Source organism: Flintibacter sp. P01028, assembly GCF_041925235.1.
In the GTDB taxonomy this organism is placed as follows: domain Bacteria; phylum Bacillota; class Clostridia; order Oscillospirales; family Oscillospiraceae; genus Lawsonibacter; species Lawsonibacter aceti.
This window is the reverse complement of sequence record NZ_JBHEVC010000001.1, coordinates 758,480-775,608: the sequence shown is the minus strand read 5'-3', so window position 1 is coordinate 775,608 and position 17,129 is coordinate 758,480. Positions and strand designations below refer to the sequence as shown.

Below are 17,129 nucleotides of genomic sequence, written 5' to 3'. Positions count from 1 at the left end.
GCTTTCTATGGTACGCAGCGGCCTTACTCTACCAGATATGGGAGCGTCTCGCCGCCGATTGGGATGATCAGTACATCAGGATCCTCGTACTGGGCGTAGACTTGGTCAAAGACAGCCTGAATATCGTCTTCTCGGTGCCAGATAAACTTACTGGGCTTGACCTCCTCCTCGGAACAGCCGTTGGTTAGCCAGTGGACGGTACAGTATTTATGGAGCTTGGCGATGCTAACGCCAACGGCCATGGACAGCAGATCTTCTCCGGTCTCCTTGGCGTCGATACGCGCCTGAAGTATCGGAACGCCATTGAGTAGGCCCAAATTGGTCGGAAACGTTTTGTGAGGGCCAACACCCTCCACGCAGGGGGCTAGAACAATTATAGTGCCTCCCTCAGAGATAACGCGGCCGCCGCCATATATACCCTTAGTGCATTGCCACATATCCTGATCGGTGGGGTAGGAGGAAGTCACCACAATATTGGGGCGGCACTTGATGGGAACGCCCAGCGTCTTTTTGCTGTTTTCTACACCGGTGCGATGGGCCTGAACATAGTCTCCCGCTACGACCTTATAGATTTTGAATTCGCCAGTGAGGGAGGTGTTGATGATAAAATGCAGACCGATGTTCTTGGTCCACTCCTCCACAGCCAGCCGCACCGGGCAGTTGTCCATGCCATACACGATGCCGTCTTGAAAGCCCTGCATTACATGAAATTCGGACACGATATCCTCCGAGGTAATGCCGGGATACAGGATTTTGGCACCGCCGGACCAGCCCATGCAGCCATGTGGGATAATGTTGCCGATGGCAATGCGAAAATCGGCCTCCATAGCCGGCTTGAATACCCGGATAGGAGTGCCCATCTGGCTGGTACCCACCTCGACCAGCAGCTCGGGGTCGCTGAACTCAGAGTTGAACACGGTGTACTCATCCACAATGTTCTGTCCCAACTTGATCGCCATCTCTTCGCGGGTCATGCGGCGGTGGCTACCTAAAGCCATGACGAAGCAGATATCCTTCTTTTCAATTCCAGCGTTCAGTAACCGGGGAAGAAGTTCTTCCAATACTAGGTAAACCGGGGTAGGCCGGGTCACGTCGTCACTGATGATGCAAATCTTGTTTCCTGGTTTGACCATCTCTTCGATTCGGGAAGTTCCGATGGGATTATCCAGGGCCTCCCTGACCAGATCCTTCTGATCGGGGAGATCGTGGAACTCAGGCGTGCTGGCAACCATCACACGACCATTGTCAGGAATGCGGAGAGGGTAGTTTTTTTTAGAAGATGGAATGTCAACGGTGATATATTTCTGATTCATAGCAGACTTCTTTCTTGTTCTATCCGCAGGAAGCAATTAGCCCAGCATGCGCACCATCGTCATACAGATGGGCTCAATATAGGTAATCAGTAGCAGGCAGATGAACATGGCTATGATGAAAGGAATAGCCGCCTTGGCAATCCGCTCAATGGATAGCTTGGCGATGGCAGAGGCGGTGAACAGGTTGCAGCCGTAAGGTGGGGTTACGAAACCGATGGCCAGAGCCACGGTCATGATGATGCCAAAGTGGACATCGCCAATGCCGTAGGCCTTAACTACGGGCAACAGAACGGGGGCCAGGATCAAGCAAGAAGATATGTTGTCCACGAAACAGCCTACAATAAGCAGGATTACGAGGATGAAGGCCAGGACCATCCAGCCCTCGCTGAAGGTAGCAGTCATCCAGGAAGCTAGCTTCTGGGGAATCTGCTGCATGGCCAGGAAGTTGGCAAAGGACATGGAGAAGCCTAGAGCCAGAGCGGTCAGACCGCACATGTCGGCGGTGGCCCGCAGGGAGTCTAGGAAGGACTGCCAAGTTAACTCATGGTAAACGAAGATACCTACGATGATGGAGTAAACGGTGGCGACGACAGCAGCCTCAGTCGGGGTGAACACACCGCCGTAAATACCGCCCAGGATGATGACGGGGGCCAAGAGGGCGGGAATGGCGCTAAATATGATCTGAGTAGCACTCTTGCCGGTTGCGCTATTCTCGGTGCTGCCCTTATAGCCATTTTTTTTGGAGAAGTAGTAGCACACGGCCATGAGGGCACCACCAATTAGAAAGCCGGGGACAAATCCGGCAATAAACAGGTGGCTGATGGAAGCACCGGTGGCCACACCGTATATGACGAAGGGGATGGACGGAGGAATGATGACACCGATGGTGCCCGCAGTGGCGGTCAGGCCGGTGGCAAAGGCCTTATCATAGCCTCGCTTCTCCATCTCGGGCAGCATCATAGCACCCATGGCGGACACAGTGGCCTGAGCGGATCCGGAGATAGCGGCGAAGAACATACATGCGGCGATGGTGGCCATGCCCAGACCTCCGGTGACCTTACCTACCAACAGGTCGGCCACATGCACGATGCGGCGGGCAATACCGCCGGTAGTCATCAGGTTGCCGGCGAGCATGAAGAAAGGAACAGCCATCAGGGGAAAGGAGTCAAGACCTGAGAATGCCTTCTGAGCCACTAGGATCGTGGGGGTGGTGGCAGCGGTGGCCATAGCTACCGCGGTGCCCAGGCCCAGAGACACACCAATGGGGAGACTGAGCATTAAACAGACAAATACGATAACAACACAGATCAAAACGGATTCCATTATGCTTCGGCCTCCTTATCTGCGGGAACCGCCTTGCGGCAGGTCATGGGAGATATGTAGTCGTGGTACAGATTCTCAATGAGGCGCAGACACATCAGACTGGCGCCAACAGGTACGCCGGCGTAAGCATACTGCATGGGTAGCTTCAGGGCGGCGGAAACCTGCTTAAACTGTAGGATAGATTGCACCATCTGAATGCCTTTATATACAACCCAAATGCCAAAGGCGAGCCACACCAGGGTAACGATCAGCTCCAGGGCGGCGCCGACCTTGGTGGGCAGCTTATCTCGAATCATAGTGACCCTCAGGTGAGTGCGGTTGCGGGCAGCATAGCTTACGCCCAGCCACATCAGCCAGACGAACAGATAGCGGGCCAATTCTTCCGACCAGGAAAGAGAGTAGCTGAATCCGTAACGCAGGACAACCTGGACAAAGATCAGGCCAAGCTGAAAAACTAGAATGGGGAGAAGAATGAACTCCTCCAAGTGGTACCATATTTTTTTCAACATATTGAAACCCCTCTTGTCTCCTCTGAAATAGGAGCGATGGAAATGGGGCTGCCATTCAGCGTGGAGTAATCTGCCAATTGGCAGCCCCCTGTTATTAGATGCACTTATGTGCTAATCAAATATTAGTTTCTGAAGGAAAAATCAGCGGGCATACAAAGTCTCGGCCATTTCAATAGCCTTCTCGTCCTGCACCAGTTCATCGATGCGATCCCACACGGTGGAAGTGGCTTCCTTAAAGGCGGCCTTCTGCTCATCAGTCAGATAGGTAATCTCCATACCGGCCTCCTCCATAATAGGGGTAAACTCGGCCTCCTGCTGCACCACAATCTCGCGGCCCTTCTCCATAGCGTAGTCGGCACCGTCCTGTACGACCTGCTTCAGGTCATCGGGCAGGCTCTGCCAGAAAATCTCGGACACGATAAATCCATTGGCCAGGAAATACTGCTCAGAAACAGTATAGTACTTCTGGACCTCATGGAACTTCATACTGTAGGTCATGACCAGCCCGTTGTCCTGGCCGTCAACAGTACCCTGCTGTAAGCCGGTGTACAGTTCATTGAAAGCCATGGGGGTGGGGGAACCACCAAGAGCCTCTATGATGGCCATGTCGATGGCAGCCTCCATGACGCGGAATTTCTGGCCCTTACAGTCGGCGGGAGTCAGGATGGGGCGCACGTTAGAGGAAAGGCAGCGAATGGCACTCTCGCCCCAGCGCAGAGAGCGGATGCCTACAGTCTCAGGCAAACCCTCGGCCATGTAAGCGCCAAACTCGCCGTCTAGTTGTTCATAGGCGTCCTCACGGCTCTGGAACAGGTAGGGCATGGAGATTGCGTTTAGCTTGGGCATATTGAAGTTGGCGATAACGTTCACGGGGGAAACGGCGGCCTGGATGGTGTTCATCTGCATGCCTTCCACCAGTTCACGGTCGCTGCCCAGCACAGAGTTGGTGTAAATCTCGACGGAGATACGGCCGTTGGAGTGCTCCTCGACGTAGGGTTTGAAGTATTCGTGAAGATAAATACCCATGAAGGACTCGTCATTAAAGGTACCGGCGACCTTCATAATGATGGGATCTCCGGTGGAGGCGCTGGAAGAAGCGTTGTTGCCGGTGGTGCTGGAAGGGGCGTCTTCACCGCAGGCCACCAAGGGCAGAGACATGGCAAGGGCGAGGGTCAGGGCTAAGAGTTTCTTTTTCATACAATATACCTCCTATTTTGTAATGTGGATGCGTCTGTGGCGGCTATACGAACACACAGGCAAAAATGTGTGCGCTATATTTTTAATGAAGCAAATATCATGCCAAAAGAATAAAAATGGAAATATAAAAAGGAGATTAAGATTCAAAAACTAGAAAAAGCATGAAAATTGATTTAATTAAGCGGGTCAGCACAACCGCGGACCGGCAATTTTGACATAAAACAAAATATTTTTGCTTTAAAATTCTGTGATTTGCTGGGTTGGAAGTGATGGAAACGACAAAAGTGTCGATTTTTAGAGACAGAAAAAAATGAAGGCTTGGAAATCTGTTATTTAACTGCTGATTTTGGTGTCTCAAAATATAGACATGTCTTGAAATGGAGGCGATTGGATGTGCTGAACAAAAAATCAACACATGGAGAGGCTATTTTTAGAATAATATGTATGATTTTAAATAGTGTCAGAAGAAGATACCTTTGCGGAGAGGGGTAAAGAGTGCGGCCATACCGAAAAATAGTTGGCATGAAATTTGCTCGTATTTACATGTATAGAATGCAGTCACATATTACAGAATTTTATTTTCGAATGAGAGGAGGCTGACGCGGCCTAAACAAAGTCTGCGTCATAGAAATGAATGCTGGAAAAAAATTATTTTTATGAGGAATCTCTGGAACTTACCAAAAAGCTGGTGAAGATTCCCAGCCTGAACGGTACAGAAGGCGAGCGTCACTTAGCCGAATATGTACGGGACTGGCTGGCTGAACTGCCCTATTTCCAGGAGTTCCCAGAGCAACTGGTGGTACAGGAAGTGAAAAACGACCCTATTCACCGTATCAATATCCTAGCGCTGGTAAAAGGAACTCGCAGCGACTGCAAGGACACCCTGATTCTTCAGGGGCACTGCGACACCGTGGACATTGACGGTTATGGCTCTTTGAAAGAGTATGCCTTTGACTATGACGCTCTGCCCGAGAAGATCAAAGCCCTGACCGACGACCCCGAGGTGTTGGAGGACATTGACTCCGGCGACTGGATGTTTGGACGAGGCGCTTGTGATATGAAGTGCGGTGACGCCATCCTCATGTGCATCACCAAGTACTTCACCGAGCATCTAGACCGGTTTGACGGCAATATCGTCTACATGCTCAACCCCGTGGAGGAGAACCAGCACTACGGTATCATGGACTCCTTGGATGTGTTGCTGGACTGGAGGAAGAACGAGCAGCTCAACTACCTTCTATCCATCAATACCGACTTTTTTTCACCGGCCTATCCCGGCGACAATCACAAGTATTTTCACGCCGGTGCGGTGGGCAAGATCCTGCCCTGCTTCTACATTCACGGTCTACCTACACATGTGGGACACGCCTATGAGGGATTCAGCGTCACGCTGGCCGCCTCTGAGATTATGCGCCAGATGGAGTTGAGGGCCGATTTTGCTGACGAATACAATGGCGAGTTGCCCGGCCCTCCGCTGTCCCTGCGCAGCCGGGACTTGAAACCTTCTTACAACGTCACCTCTCCTGAGGCCTGTTTTATGTACTTCAACTATTTTATCCACAACGAGTCCATGACGGTCATCATGGACCGGCTGCGCAGTGTAGCCCAGCAGGCCATGGACTTTGTCAATGAGCACACGGACACTCAGTTCAGGCGTTACTGCGAGCGCAGCGGCGACACCTATCATTCCATCAAATATCCCACCCAGGTGCTGGAGTACAGCGAGCTGTATTCCATGGCGGAAAAGGAGTGCCCCAACGTGGCCGACGAGGTAAAGCAGATTACTGACCGGGAGTTGGCCAAGGACACCGACCGCCGGGAGATGTCCCTGATGATTGTGGAGCGCCTGTTTGAACTGTGCCACATCACTGTTCCCACCACTGTGATATTCTTGGCCCCACCCTACTGCCCTCGGAACACCATGAAACAGAGCGTACCCGAGGAGAAAATTTTGGTGGATGATGTGCGGGCTATGCTGGATGAGATGGGTGAGGTCATGGGGGAGAATGTGAAGCTGATGCAGTTCTTTCCTGTGTTGTCTGACAGCAGCTATCTGAAGATTGACGACGACGACACCTCCATTGAGAAGTTGATTGGTAATTTCCCCGGCTATGGCACCGTTTACAATGTCCCCTTTGACAAAATCAAAGCTATGAATGTACCAGCATTCTCCTTCGGTTGCTATGGAAAGGACGGCCACAAGTGGACTGAGCGAGTAAACCTGCCGTATACCTTCGGTAAGCTCCCCAGCATTATTTTTGCCGCATTGGAGCGATATCTGATCAAGTAAGGCCCCCCAAATTATATAAAAGAAAGAGGTATCTGTTATGGGTAATCAGGCAAGAAAAGTCGGTATTGTGGGTGTCAGCCATGTTGGTTCTCATTGTGCGTACAACATCGCCATACAAGGGATTGCGGACGAGCTGATTCTGTGCGACACCAACCAAGAGCTGGCAGAGGCTCAGGCTAAGGACCTAACCGACTCTGCGGTATATTTCCCCCACCGGATCGACATCTCCACCGGGGGTATTGAGGATCTGGCCGTTTGTGATATCGTTATCATCGCCCTGGCCCGTGAGATTCCCAAGGTCGCCCTACGCGACGCCGAATTGGTTAACAGCATCAAGGAAGTAAAAAATGCCATTCCTCGCTTGATGAAGGCTGGCTTTAATGGCATTATTATCAACATTACCAACCCCTGCGACGCAGTGACCCAGGTCATCTGGCGCGAATCCGGCCTGGACAGTTGCCGTGTGATTGGCACCGGCACCAGTCTGGACTCTGCCCGCTTCCGCTCCATTTTGGCTCGCGAGGTTGGCCTGAATTCCACCGCCATCAACGGCTTTGTGCTGGGTGAACATGGAAACGCTCAGTTCCCGTGCTGGTCTCATACCACAGTCGGGCTGAAGCCCCTGGTTGAGCTAGAGAAGAGCAGTCCCCGCTTTAAGAACCTGGACAAAACCAAGATTGAGGAGGAGGTCCGCGCCTCCGGCTACAAGGTGTGGTTCGTCAAGCATGGTATCGACTTCTCTGTTACCTCCGCCGCCGCCGACCTTGTGCGCAACATTTTTAACGACGCCAAGGTACCCATGCCCATCTCTGTCATGCTGGACGGCCAGTACGGTGAATCCGGCGTCTATGTCAGCACCCCCGCAATCGTGTGCCGCGAGGGTGTGGAGGAGATTCTGGAGCTGAACCTGCCAAAGGACGAACTGGACCACTTCCATGCGTCCTGTGAGAGCGTGCGCAACAACGTGCGCAAGGCCGCAGACATCGAGGCCGCATGTGTTGATCCTGAAAACCACTAAACATATAAGGAGGAAAGCTGCAATGAGCAAAGGAAGAGTGTTTGACATCGAAGAGGCACAATGGACACAGGAGAGCAAAGGAGTCCGCTACTGTGTATTCCAGGCATCTGAAAAGGCTACCGTTCAGTACTACGAGATCAACCGGGGCCAGACCACCGCTGAGGTGTGTGCTCCCTCCGAAATCTTGGTGCTGTGTGAGCACGGCATCTGCGACTACATCATTGATGGAAAGATATACACCGTCAACGACGGCGTGTGGTGCTGGATTCCCGCTAACACACCCTATTCGGTAAAAAACCACAACGGCACCACCGCAGTGAACGTGCGCTATTACCTGCCTGCGTGGGATGCCCTGCCTGAGAGCCCCAAAATTGCTGACCGCGGACACAACTGGTAAAAGAGAGGAGCTATGAACATGAATGAGAAAAAACCGCTGTTTTTTGACATCGAAGAGCAGGAGTGGGTCGACGCCCCCAATGGAGCCCGCTCTGTGATTTTCCAGGCCACCCCGCTGGCAACTATGCAGAACTGGGAGATGCCCCCTGAGATTGGACGAGGCGACCACACCCACGCCGCCGAGCAGTTGTGCTATGTGCGCCGGGGGAAGGCCCGCGTCATCATTGAGGGAAAGGAGCACATCCTGAATGAGGGCTGCTTTGGCATCGTATACGGGGATGTAGTCCACGGTGCCTTCACAAGCGGGAACGCTACTGCCAGTGTGGTGGATATGTTTCTCCCCTATGAGGATTACCGCATCGCCAGCAAGAAGGTCCGGGATCTAGGACACAACTGGGGCGACTGATTGAACATTGTTTTGACATCCGGAGGGGAGCGTCCTTCGGAGGCTTCGTGAAAGAAAGGAAGGATTATATTATGAAATGGGTTCGTTTTCAGGCTCCTGGAGTGGAAGCCGCCTATGGAATTTTGGAAGGAGAAATTATCCACCAGATTGAGGGTTCTATGATGGGAGAGTACAAGAAAAACGGCGAAACCTTTGCCCGAAAGGATGTAAAACTGCTTGTTCCCTGTGAACCCACCAAGATTTTCTGCATCGGTGCCAACTATGTGGCCCATATCAAGGAGCTGGGGATGGAGATTCCTGACCGCCCCTCCACCTTTATGAAGCCCATTACCTGTGCCATTGCCAATGGGGAGAACGTAGTGATTCCCGAGGAAGCCACCCGAGTGGATTACGAGGGCGAGTTGGGCATTGTCATTAAGAATGTGGTAAAGAGAGCCACCCCTGAGGAGGCGAAGAACAGCATCTTGGGTGTGACGGCGTGCAATGATGTAACTGAACGCGATTTGATGAAGTGGCCCTTCCAGCTGACTTACGGTAAATCCTTTGACACCTTTGCCCCTATTGGCCCATTCATCGACACTGAGATTGATCCGGACGACACTATCGTTCGTACTTACCTCAACGGCGAAAAGATGCAGGAGGACTATACCTCCAAGACAGTGTTCAAACCCAGCGTTCTGCTGTCCTATCTGTCCCAGGTGATCACCTTCTACCCCGGCGATATCATTATGACCGGCACCCCCTACAATGTCCAGCCCATGAAGGACGGCGACGTGGTGGAAATTGAAATTGAGGGGATGGGGGAACGGCTGGTCAACACAGTATACGATCCTAAGGTCCACATGTAATAGGCAGTCTAGGCGGGACTGATTTTTGTGTCCATTTCCATTCTTGATTGCCCGGTGCGTATTTTCATTTGAATTTTCAAAAGAAATAATTAGGAGGGAAGACTTTTGAAGAAAACATTTTCCGTGCTTTTGTGCGCGGCTATAGTCATAACCATGACTGTCTCCACCTTCGCCGGCTACGACGCCAACTATGAAGTCCGGGTCAACGGCAAAACCGTCGCCTTCGAAAAGGCCGAGCCTCAGCTCCTCGGCGATCAAGCCTTCCTCCCCCTTGTTACAGTGTTCAAGCAGCTAGGTCTTGACAACATCAGCTGGAACGGCACCGCCAGAACAGTGACCGCCCAAGGTGGCGGTGTCAAGGTGGTCCTGACCATCGGTGACAAGGCTGTCTCTATCACCAAGGACGGTACCACTAAAACCGTCATTGCCGACGAGGCCCCTTACATTGACAATGGCAGCACCTATATCTCTGCAGACCTGATCGCTGACGCACTGGACTATATCGTGGAGTGGGACGTGAACGGCCTCAACGTACTCAAGATCAACACCGCCCCCGACTACTTTGTCTCCAAGGAGGGCGGCATGTCCTACCTGTCCTACGACATGGATCCCGTTCTGACCGTCCCCAGCGGCTCTGTCGTCCGGTTCGAGACCGATGATGCTTGGCGCGGCCTGCTGACCGGACGCGAGACCCCCTATGCCGCAGTCAAAGATCAGTACCCCCACACCACTGCCGACTACAACCCCGTTTCCGGCCCTGTGTACATTGAGGAGGCCAAGGCTGGTGACATCATCCGCATCGAGATCCAGAAGATTGAACTGGCCGATGAGGGTCATATGTATCAGGGCGCTGATTTCCTGAAGCTGTATCACTTGGCTCCGGAGGATATCTGCCAGTCCTTCTACATAAAGGATGGAAAAGCCTATATGGACGACACTGGCTTGGTTCTCGAATTGGCCCCCATGGTGGGCTGCATTTCTGTGGCCCCTACTGTTGAGCGCAGCCCCGCTTACTCACTAGACCCCGACACCTTCGGCGGCAACATGGATTGCACCCGGATAAAGGAAGGCACTGTTTTGTACCTGAAGGCCAACGTGGACGGTGCATTGATCAATACCGGCGACCTGCATGCCTGCATGGGAGATGGTGAGGCATCCGGTATGGGCATCGAGATCCCTGGTTTTGTGACACTGAAGCTGGATGTCATCAAGGGCGTTGAGTTGCCCATCCAGTACCCTATGGCCGTTGAAGGCGGCAAACTGATCATCATGGGCCATGCCCCCACCATGGACGAGGCCATCATGAACGCCATCAATGATACCCATGCCTTTCTGACCCAGGTGGCCGGCTTCTCCAAGAACGATGCCGCCAACCTGATCTCCATCGCCAGTAACGTGCGCGTCAACCAGATCGTTGACACCCTGATGGGCGCCCGCGTGGAGTTTTCCCTGGAGCTGCTGGAACAGAACGGCTACAAGTTCGACTTGTGATCGCAGGCTAGTGCTGATCTGGCTTAGAAAAATTTGTTTTAAAGGAGAAAGACTGAATCAAGAAATTTCCTTCCACACTTCTGCGTACGGCGCTTCTCGTGTCCATGACATTCTTTACTTTCGCTGACAGCAGAAAGGGAGACTTCAATATGAAGGTCAACGGGAATGAAGTCGCTTTTACCGATGTGGGGCCGAAGATCCACAATGCCCCTCCTTCCTGTTCTTCATGGCAGTTGGGTTTTGCGACATGACTTGGTACGGTGCCACCAAGACTGTGACCGCTAAAAATGGCAGCGTCCAGTCCACTCTAACCATGGGCGGAGAAGAAAAGCCATATTATCAAAGATGGCAGCACTTAGATTCTGCGTATAGGCGTGGCTTCCTATATCGACGGTGGCTACATCTACACTGCCTTCGGCCTAGTGGCTACCGCTCTGATCTATGATGTAAGGTGGATTCGGGAGGCCAGCACCTTAGTATCTGTAAGTCAAACCCTGTGGACTTTACCGGTGATGTAGGCCCTATATAACTCCTAAAGCGAGAGTACCTGATGGAGAAGAAGATCAGCTTCTGCAGCATAGAGTCCCTGTCTCCCGATACTAGCAAGCCTGTTGCTCACCGCATGTTTGAGTTGGATAATATCACCGTCCACAAGTGCGTCTGCAACGGTGATCTGAGCACTTTTGAACGTATGTACACCTTTCGCATAAGGATACCACTGGTACTTGAATCTGCCTGTTTGCCCTGCTTTAATTGAATTGCGCATAGAGCGGAGGTGGGCGCTACTCCTGCAATAGATAAAAATCGAAATCGGTGAATAGAATTTACATTTGGCAATTCAATTGAGCAAAGTCTCCTTCTGGCGCTGAACAGGTCCGTTAAAAACGGACAATAGAGAAAATCCCCCTGATGTAGGAAAATAAATACATCAGGGGGATTTTCTATAAAAAACAAAGATATATAGAACTCAAGCATTGTTGCCGGATATGGAAGTAAAGCTGACGGAAGAAAAAAGTTCTCAAAAGATAGAAAAAAGTTGGATTTAGCAGGAGGGCGACCGACACATAATCTTCTCAAGGGAGAATGGAAAAAGGCGGTTCAAAGAATACAAAAGGGTCAAAGCAGGAGACCAGCAAAAATATTAGCTGGGTACAAGTACCGAAAAGATGTGAGTCTACCGGTAAAGTATCGTAATTTATTGCCATTGTTAGGGGCATCCCATATCTGTTATTTGTCACTTCTTTGGCGTATTGAGAAACGGTTACTATGATTATGTTCATAGATTGCGTAAGACGGACACGAGCCCTGGCTTGATTCATCACAACGCAGCCATAGTGCATATGGATATCAAAGAATATACTAGGCATTGGCATCCAAAGGAATCTACCATAATCCCAAAACTGTATTGCCAATCATGAAAAAATATGATTTACTGACCGAAATTCGTCATAGCAGAAGATGGACCAATATGGGAGAATAGTTACATCGTTATAGTGTTTTCTCTGAAAAACACCCGGACCAGGTGCTGGTAGACCATCTTACATAGTATCCAGAATGCCGTACTGTGTAGGTCCAACTGATAATGGTCTATGCCGCTTTACCTCTGGATGAAGAAACTCACGATCACTCACGGTTTTACCCCAAATGTGATGGACTGGGTCCGGGAGGCGACTGGAAAGGAAAAGGCGGTCCCTAGCAGTCTCAGTGGTGGTATGTCCGTACGTGCGGCCCTTGTACTAGGATAGCCATTCCTAAAGACGGTGTCTATTGATAGTATTTGTTATAGAATAAATCAGGAGAATAATATACTCCCTTTGGAGTAGTGGCGGGACCCATAGAGATCCCAGCGCTGTGGCCAAAAGAGCATCTCCCGTATTAAGATTTTGCACAGGGAAAGAGAAAAGACAAAGCAAGTTACAGGTCGGAGGCCAAGCGTGAGATTCCGTGGTGGTCCATCTTTTTGTACAGCGTTGATCGGTGAATCCCAAGAAAATCGGCAGTGCGTTTGCAGTTGTATTGGTTGGCCTCCAGCGCAGTTAAGAGGATCGAACGTTCCACATGATCCATCTGCTCATTTAGTGTCCCTTTGCTGAAATGGCGGTTGTGGGTGCCATGCTGCAGGAGAAAAGGTACATGGATGGTCTCGATGATTCCAGCTTCGGCATAGGCATACATACGCTCAACAACGTTGATCAGCTCCCGAACATTGCCGGGCCAGCCATAGTCTTCCAGCAGATCTAGAACCATATTGCCGAATCGGGTGTTTGTCTGATACTGGGTGTTTAGGCGGTTCAGAAAGTACTCAGCCAGCAGGGGGATGTCACCCTTGCGCTCTCTCAGGGCGGGAACGTGGATACATATGACATTCAGACGGAAGTACAGATCACTGCGGAAGGTCTTGTTCTTGATGCAGGTTTGGAGGTCCTTATTGGTTGCGGAGATAATGCGTACATCAATAGGTTTGGGCTTGGAACCTCCAACCACATCCACCTCCCGCTCCTGCAGCACGCGCAGCAGTTTGGCTTGCATGGACATGGGCATATCGCCGATCTCGTCCAGAAAGATGGTGCCGCCGTTCGCCTGTTCAAGCTTGCCTTTTTTCCCTTTTTTTAATGCGCCTGTGAAGGCACCGGCTTCATAGCCGAACAGTTCGCTCTCAAAGAGTTCTGCGGGAATCGCCGAGCAGTTGAGCTTGATAAAAGGACCGTTTTTCCGGCTGCTGGCATTGTGGATGGCGGCCGCCACCAGCTCCTTACCCGTCCCCGTCTCGCCCAGGACCAGGACGCTGAAGTCCATGGAAGCCACCTTTACGATCTCTCCCTTGGTCAACGTAATGGCATCGCTAGTGCCTACAATGGAGGTCAAGCTGTCATTGGGGGTTTTTTGACTACTTTTGGAGACATGGATTAGCTCATTTTTATAGTAGTCCAGTTCCTGCTTGACCTGCTTTAGCTGGTTGTTCAGGCGGATCACCTGGTCATAGAACTTTACCTGGGCTACAGCTCCCAGCACACCCCGCTTAGGAGAATAAATAGTGGCACGGGTTGAGATCAGATACTGCTCTTTAGTATTATTTAGAAACTTATCCGCAATTTTCTGCTGGACGTCCACGTCATGAATGGGTTTATTCACGTGGATAAAATCTGGAAGCAGGGAGGTGGGGATATAGTCCAAAACGTTCATCCCAATGATATCCTCCCGCTTCAAACCATTGGTACCCTCCAGTTTCAGAACATAGGTCTGGTTGATGTCAATAATTTTCCCGTTTTCGTCTATTACCAAAAAGCCGTCCCCTGACCAGTCCATGATGGCTTTATAGATATAGGAGATCATTTCCTGGTCTGGACCAAGTGGCCTATTTTCGTCCATGGCAATTCCTCCGCGAAATAATAGAAAAGAATGGGAACATGATATCAACAACTGCATTAATTTAGTTACAAGTATTTCACATAACGCCATTAACTTAAAGTTATAAAATAGATGAATTTCAAAAAACAGCAAAGATCAATATATCTACTCCACATTCAGCTGAACTTTCACTGATAGTGTCATTGTACGAACACTGTTATTTTTTTTATTTTATCGCTATCATAAGGAAAAAGCAAGTATTTGTTGCATTTGGAGTAGCAATGATCAGATATGATAGACTGTGGCAAACGATGAAGAAAAAAGGTATTACCCAATATACTTTATATACAACCTATAATATTAATCGTTCGCAACTTAATCGTTTGCGGCATAATGAAAATGTGCAGGTAAATACAATTGATAAATTATGTAATATCTTACATTGTCGTGTTGAAGATATAATGGAACATTTTGATGACAATAATACATTTTGATAGACAACCAGATATGGTTGTCTATTTATCTTATTAAAATATGATGCAGAAAACCAGGAAAGTTGTATTTTTATGGGTATTGATTTTTATGATATGGGTCTTCGGCTATAAGCATGGTTTAGGCGTTGCCTGTTTCACCGGCTAAGGTAGTGAGCCAGCTTTTCAGCGGTTGCAAAACCTGTACCCCTATATCACACCGTACGATAATGTGATCGAACCCGGTCTCTCCAATATCAACACAACGCTGCACACATCTTTGCTACTGCTCAATGTCGCCTGTATCGGTAACAAAGAAAGTCGGTACTTCTACTGGGAGTGCATCACTGATCTTTCTCTAGATAATCTGATGGATGCTCTGAATAAAGAACGGAAGTCGCTCAATGAGATCGAAGGGATGAAGGTACTTTCCCTCGCTCAAATCATCCAAAGTCGGTATAGGTACCAGGGGACAAAGAGAGATACTGCTTCAGAGCTGCAGCAATGTCTGCCAGATTTTGTATCCAGTAGAATGCCTCCGACGATGGACTACCACCGCTACGTAACGGAAGACTTACTCTATGGCCTGATCTGATTTCCACTGCTGCCTTCTTGTAGCAGCAGCGCTTCCGCAACGGGTCCTAGCCAACATACTCCTTGCAGTGTGCAGAAGAAACGTTTATCAGGATGCATACACCATGAGGGAGCTTGGCATCGCCGGAATAATGTACAGGGTACCAGTCAAGTGTTACTGAAAAACCAGTGCCCGTGATTGGATAAAGCACAACTAAATACGGATTTCATGCCCTCTGATGCAGTTTTGTCCTGTCGGAGGGCATAATCCTACTTTCTGTCCTGACCGGCTGCTCGATAGATATAGCCCTGGCCCACCAGTCACCCCTGTTGCCCTCTATTGTAGAAAAAAGTCGAATCTGCTATAATAACAATAGAGAAGGAGGTGGCAGGGATGGAACTGATCCAAAAGCAGGTCCAAGCCCTGAATCAGCAGTTGCTGCAGAGCCTGGAATTGCTCCAGATGAGCACGATGGAACTGGAGGAATACCTGCGAGATCTGGCCCAGGAGAATCCTATGGTAGAGCTCAACGAGGACTTTTCCGAAATGGAACAAAGCCGGGATAACCGGCTGCTCGACCGTCTGAACTGGCTGGAAGATAATGATCAACAAAACTATTACTATCAACGTGTGGAGGAGGAAGAATTTGATCCTTTAGCCCGGGTAGGACACGAGGGTGGTCTGGAGGAAACTCTGTTCCGATTTATTTCACGGCAACTCTATCCCTTGAAACTGGATGAAGATACTGCTCAACGGGTCCGCTACTTGGCCGCCTGTTTAGATCAGGATGGGTATCTGCGCATCCCCTTATGTGAACTGGCGGACAACCTGTCGATCTCTGTGAAGGAATTGGAACCCTGTCTTGAACTTCTGCGCTCGCTGGAGCCGGCGGGGATCGGAGCCGTTGATCTTTCTCAATGTCTGGAACTTCAACTGCAGAGAATTCATGAAAGAGGACCCGCTCTTGAGATTGTAAGAGGCCATCTGGAGGCACTGGCAAAACGGCATTATCGCTCCATTGCTACTAAGCTTTCCATCTCTGTGAAACAGGTACAGCAGGCAGAACGAGTGATCCATGAGTTAGAGCCCCGTCCGGGAGCCCCTTTTGAGCGCCCTTCACAGGTACCATACATTCTACCAGATCTGTTCGTGGAGGAAATGGATGGGTACCTGGTCGTCCGCTTAAGGAACGAGAACCATTCTATGTTTCATATCAACCGGAACTACCAGGCTCTGATAAGGCAGTCGGAGGATCCGGAAGTAAAGGGATATCTAATAGAGAAACTCCACCAGGCCGAAGGTGTCCTCCGATCCTTAGAGCAGCGGAAGAGCACTCTTCTCCGCTGTGCACAGGCAATCGTAGACGGGCAGCTTGCATTCTTTTGCTCGGGTCCACAGGCTCTAAGGCCCATGAAGATGGCCGAGGTGGCACAAAAGCTGGATCTTCATGAATCCACAATCAGCCGCGCCGTACGAGACAAATACCTCCAATGCAGCCGCGGTGTTTTCCCCATGCGTTACTTCTTTTCCCGCAATGCTACTATCCATGACACAACCCAAAAAGAGGTGGGTGTCGCTGCGGCCTATGCGCTTCTTCGCAGACTGGTGGACCAGGAGGACAAGGCCCACCCTATGTCTGATCAGAGTCTGTGCGAGGCAATGGCAGCACTGGACTGCCCTATTTCCCGGCGTACAGTCTCCAAATATCGGAAAGAGCTAAATATCCCGAACACTTCTGGCCGAAGGCTGCTTTGATTCTTTTGTCATTAGAGACATTAACTTGATAAAATAGGTCCAGCTCCAACATATAGGAAAGCCCTCTTTTTTATATGTTGACCAGAGTCTGTGAGCCAGATGCTTTGAGTGTGCCTTCTGACATTCCGGTGCCTCGACAGAGGCAAAGAATTGTACCGAGACAGCCCCGCCGCTGCAAACTAAGGTGCGTG

Annotated in this window: 14 protein-coding genes; 9 read left to right on the top strand and 5 right to left on the bottom strand. The window is 50.3% G+C overall.

Going from position 1 to position 17,129, the window contains the following annotated elements; all coding sequences use genetic code 11:
- Nucleotides 1-23: 23 nt before the first annotated feature.
- From larA to ACEVJK_RS03860, 4 genes are all read right to left on the bottom strand, one after another.
- Complete coding sequence (larA, locus tag ACEVJK_RS03875; RefSeq protein ID WP_240286705.1) at nucleotides 24-1,313, bottom strand: nickel-dependent lactate racemase; 1,290 nt, start codon at nucleotides 1,311-1,313, stop codon at nucleotides 24-26.
- Between the two features lie 36 nt (nucleotides 1,314-1,349).
- Nucleotides 1,350-2,636 carry a TRAP transporter large permease gene (locus ACEVJK_RS03870; RefSeq protein WP_240286707.1) on the bottom strand — a complete coding sequence of 429 codons (1,287 nt, stop codon included), beginning with the start codon at nucleotides 2,634-2,636 and terminating at the stop codon, nucleotides 1,350-1,352.
- A complete protein-coding gene (locus ACEVJK_RS03865; protein ID WP_240286709.1) occupies nucleotides 2,636-3,145 on the bottom strand; it encodes a TRAP transporter small permease in 510 nt (169 codons plus the stop codon). The genes ACEVJK_RS03870 and ACEVJK_RS03865 overlap by 1 nt, the downstream gene beginning before the upstream one ends.
- A 141-nt stretch (nucleotides 3,146-3,286) precedes the next feature.
- Nucleotides 3,287-4,342 carry a TRAP transporter substrate-binding protein gene (locus ACEVJK_RS03860; RefSeq protein WP_374739996.1) on the bottom strand — a complete coding sequence of 352 codons (1,056 nt, stop codon included), beginning with the start codon at nucleotides 4,340-4,342 and terminating at the stop codon, nucleotides 3,287-3,289.
- Nucleotides 4,343-4,976: 634 nt separating this feature from the next.
- Between ACEVJK_RS03860 and ACEVJK_RS03855 the strand changes: the two genes are divergently transcribed.
- From ACEVJK_RS03855 to ACEVJK_RS03830, 6 genes are all read left to right on the top strand, one after another.
- Complete coding sequence (locus ACEVJK_RS03855; protein ID WP_374739995.1) at nucleotides 4,977-6,632, top strand: M20/M25/M40 family metallo-hydrolase; 1,656 nt, start codon at nucleotides 4,977-4,979, stop codon at nucleotides 6,630-6,632.
- A 37-nt stretch (nucleotides 6,633-6,669) separates the two neighbouring features.
- Nucleotides 6,670-7,650 carry an L-lactate dehydrogenase gene (locus ACEVJK_RS03850; RefSeq protein ID WP_374739994.1) on the top strand — a complete coding sequence of 327 codons (981 nt, stop codon included), beginning with the start codon at nucleotides 6,670-6,672 and terminating at the stop codon, nucleotides 7,648-7,650.
- 22 nt (nucleotides 7,651-7,672) lie between these two features.
- The gene (locus tag ACEVJK_RS03845; protein ID WP_240286717.1) at nucleotides 7,673-8,047 is read left to right on the top strand and encodes a cupin domain-containing protein; all 375 of its coding nucleotides are present in this window, start codon (nucleotides 7,673-7,675) and stop codon (nucleotides 8,045-8,047) included.
- A gap of 18 nt (nucleotides 8,048-8,065) precedes the next feature.
- The gene (locus ACEVJK_RS03840; protein ID WP_240286719.1) at nucleotides 8,066-8,452 is read left to right on the top strand and encodes a cupin domain-containing protein; all 387 of its coding nucleotides are present in this window, start codon (nucleotides 8,066-8,068) and stop codon (nucleotides 8,450-8,452) included.
- Nucleotides 8,453-8,523: 71 nt separating this feature from the next.
- Nucleotides 8,524-9,300 carry a fumarylacetoacetate hydrolase family protein gene (locus tag ACEVJK_RS03835; protein WP_374739993.1) on the top strand — a complete coding sequence of 259 codons (777 nt, stop codon included), beginning with the start codon at nucleotides 8,524-8,526 and terminating at the stop codon, nucleotides 9,298-9,300.
- A gap of 105 nt (nucleotides 9,301-9,405) precedes the next feature.
- Nucleotides 9,406-10,791: an acetamidase/formamidase family protein gene (locus ACEVJK_RS03830; RefSeq protein ID WP_374739992.1), complete on the top strand. Its 1,386-nt coding sequence runs from the start codon at nucleotides 9,406-9,408 to the stop codon at nucleotides 10,789-10,791.
- Between the two features lie 1,914 nt (nucleotides 10,792-12,705).
- Here the strand turns inward: ACEVJK_RS03830 and ACEVJK_RS03825 are convergent.
- Nucleotides 12,706-14,160 (bottom strand): sigma-54 interaction domain-containing protein, encoded by a 1,455-nt coding sequence (locus ACEVJK_RS03825; protein WP_374739991.1) that lies wholly within the window; start codon nucleotides 14,158-14,160, stop codon nucleotides 12,706-12,708.
- 260 nt (nucleotides 14,161-14,420) lie between these two features.
- Here ACEVJK_RS03825 and ACEVJK_RS03820 point away from each other — a divergent pair, with 260 nt between their 5' ends.
- From ACEVJK_RS03820 to rpoN, 3 genes are all read left to right on the top strand, one after another.
- Nucleotides 14,421-14,633 (top strand): helix-turn-helix transcriptional regulator, encoded by a 213-nt coding sequence (locus ACEVJK_RS03820; RefSeq protein WP_240286729.1) that lies wholly within the window; start codon nucleotides 14,421-14,423, stop codon nucleotides 14,631-14,633.
- Nucleotides 14,634-14,841: 208 nt separating this feature from the next.
- On the top strand, nucleotides 14,842-15,204 hold the full coding sequence (locus ACEVJK_RS03815; protein ID WP_240286731.1) for an NAD/NADP octopine/nopaline dehydrogenase family protein: 363 nt from the start codon (nucleotides 14,842-14,844) through the stop codon (nucleotides 15,202-15,204).
- A 372-nt stretch (nucleotides 15,205-15,576) separates the two neighbouring features.
- A complete protein-coding gene (gene rpoN, locus ACEVJK_RS03810; protein WP_374739990.1) occupies nucleotides 15,577-16,938 on the top strand; it encodes an RNA polymerase factor sigma-54 in 1,362 nt (453 codons plus the stop codon).
- The last annotated feature ends 191 nt before the right edge of the window (nucleotides 16,939-17,129 follow it).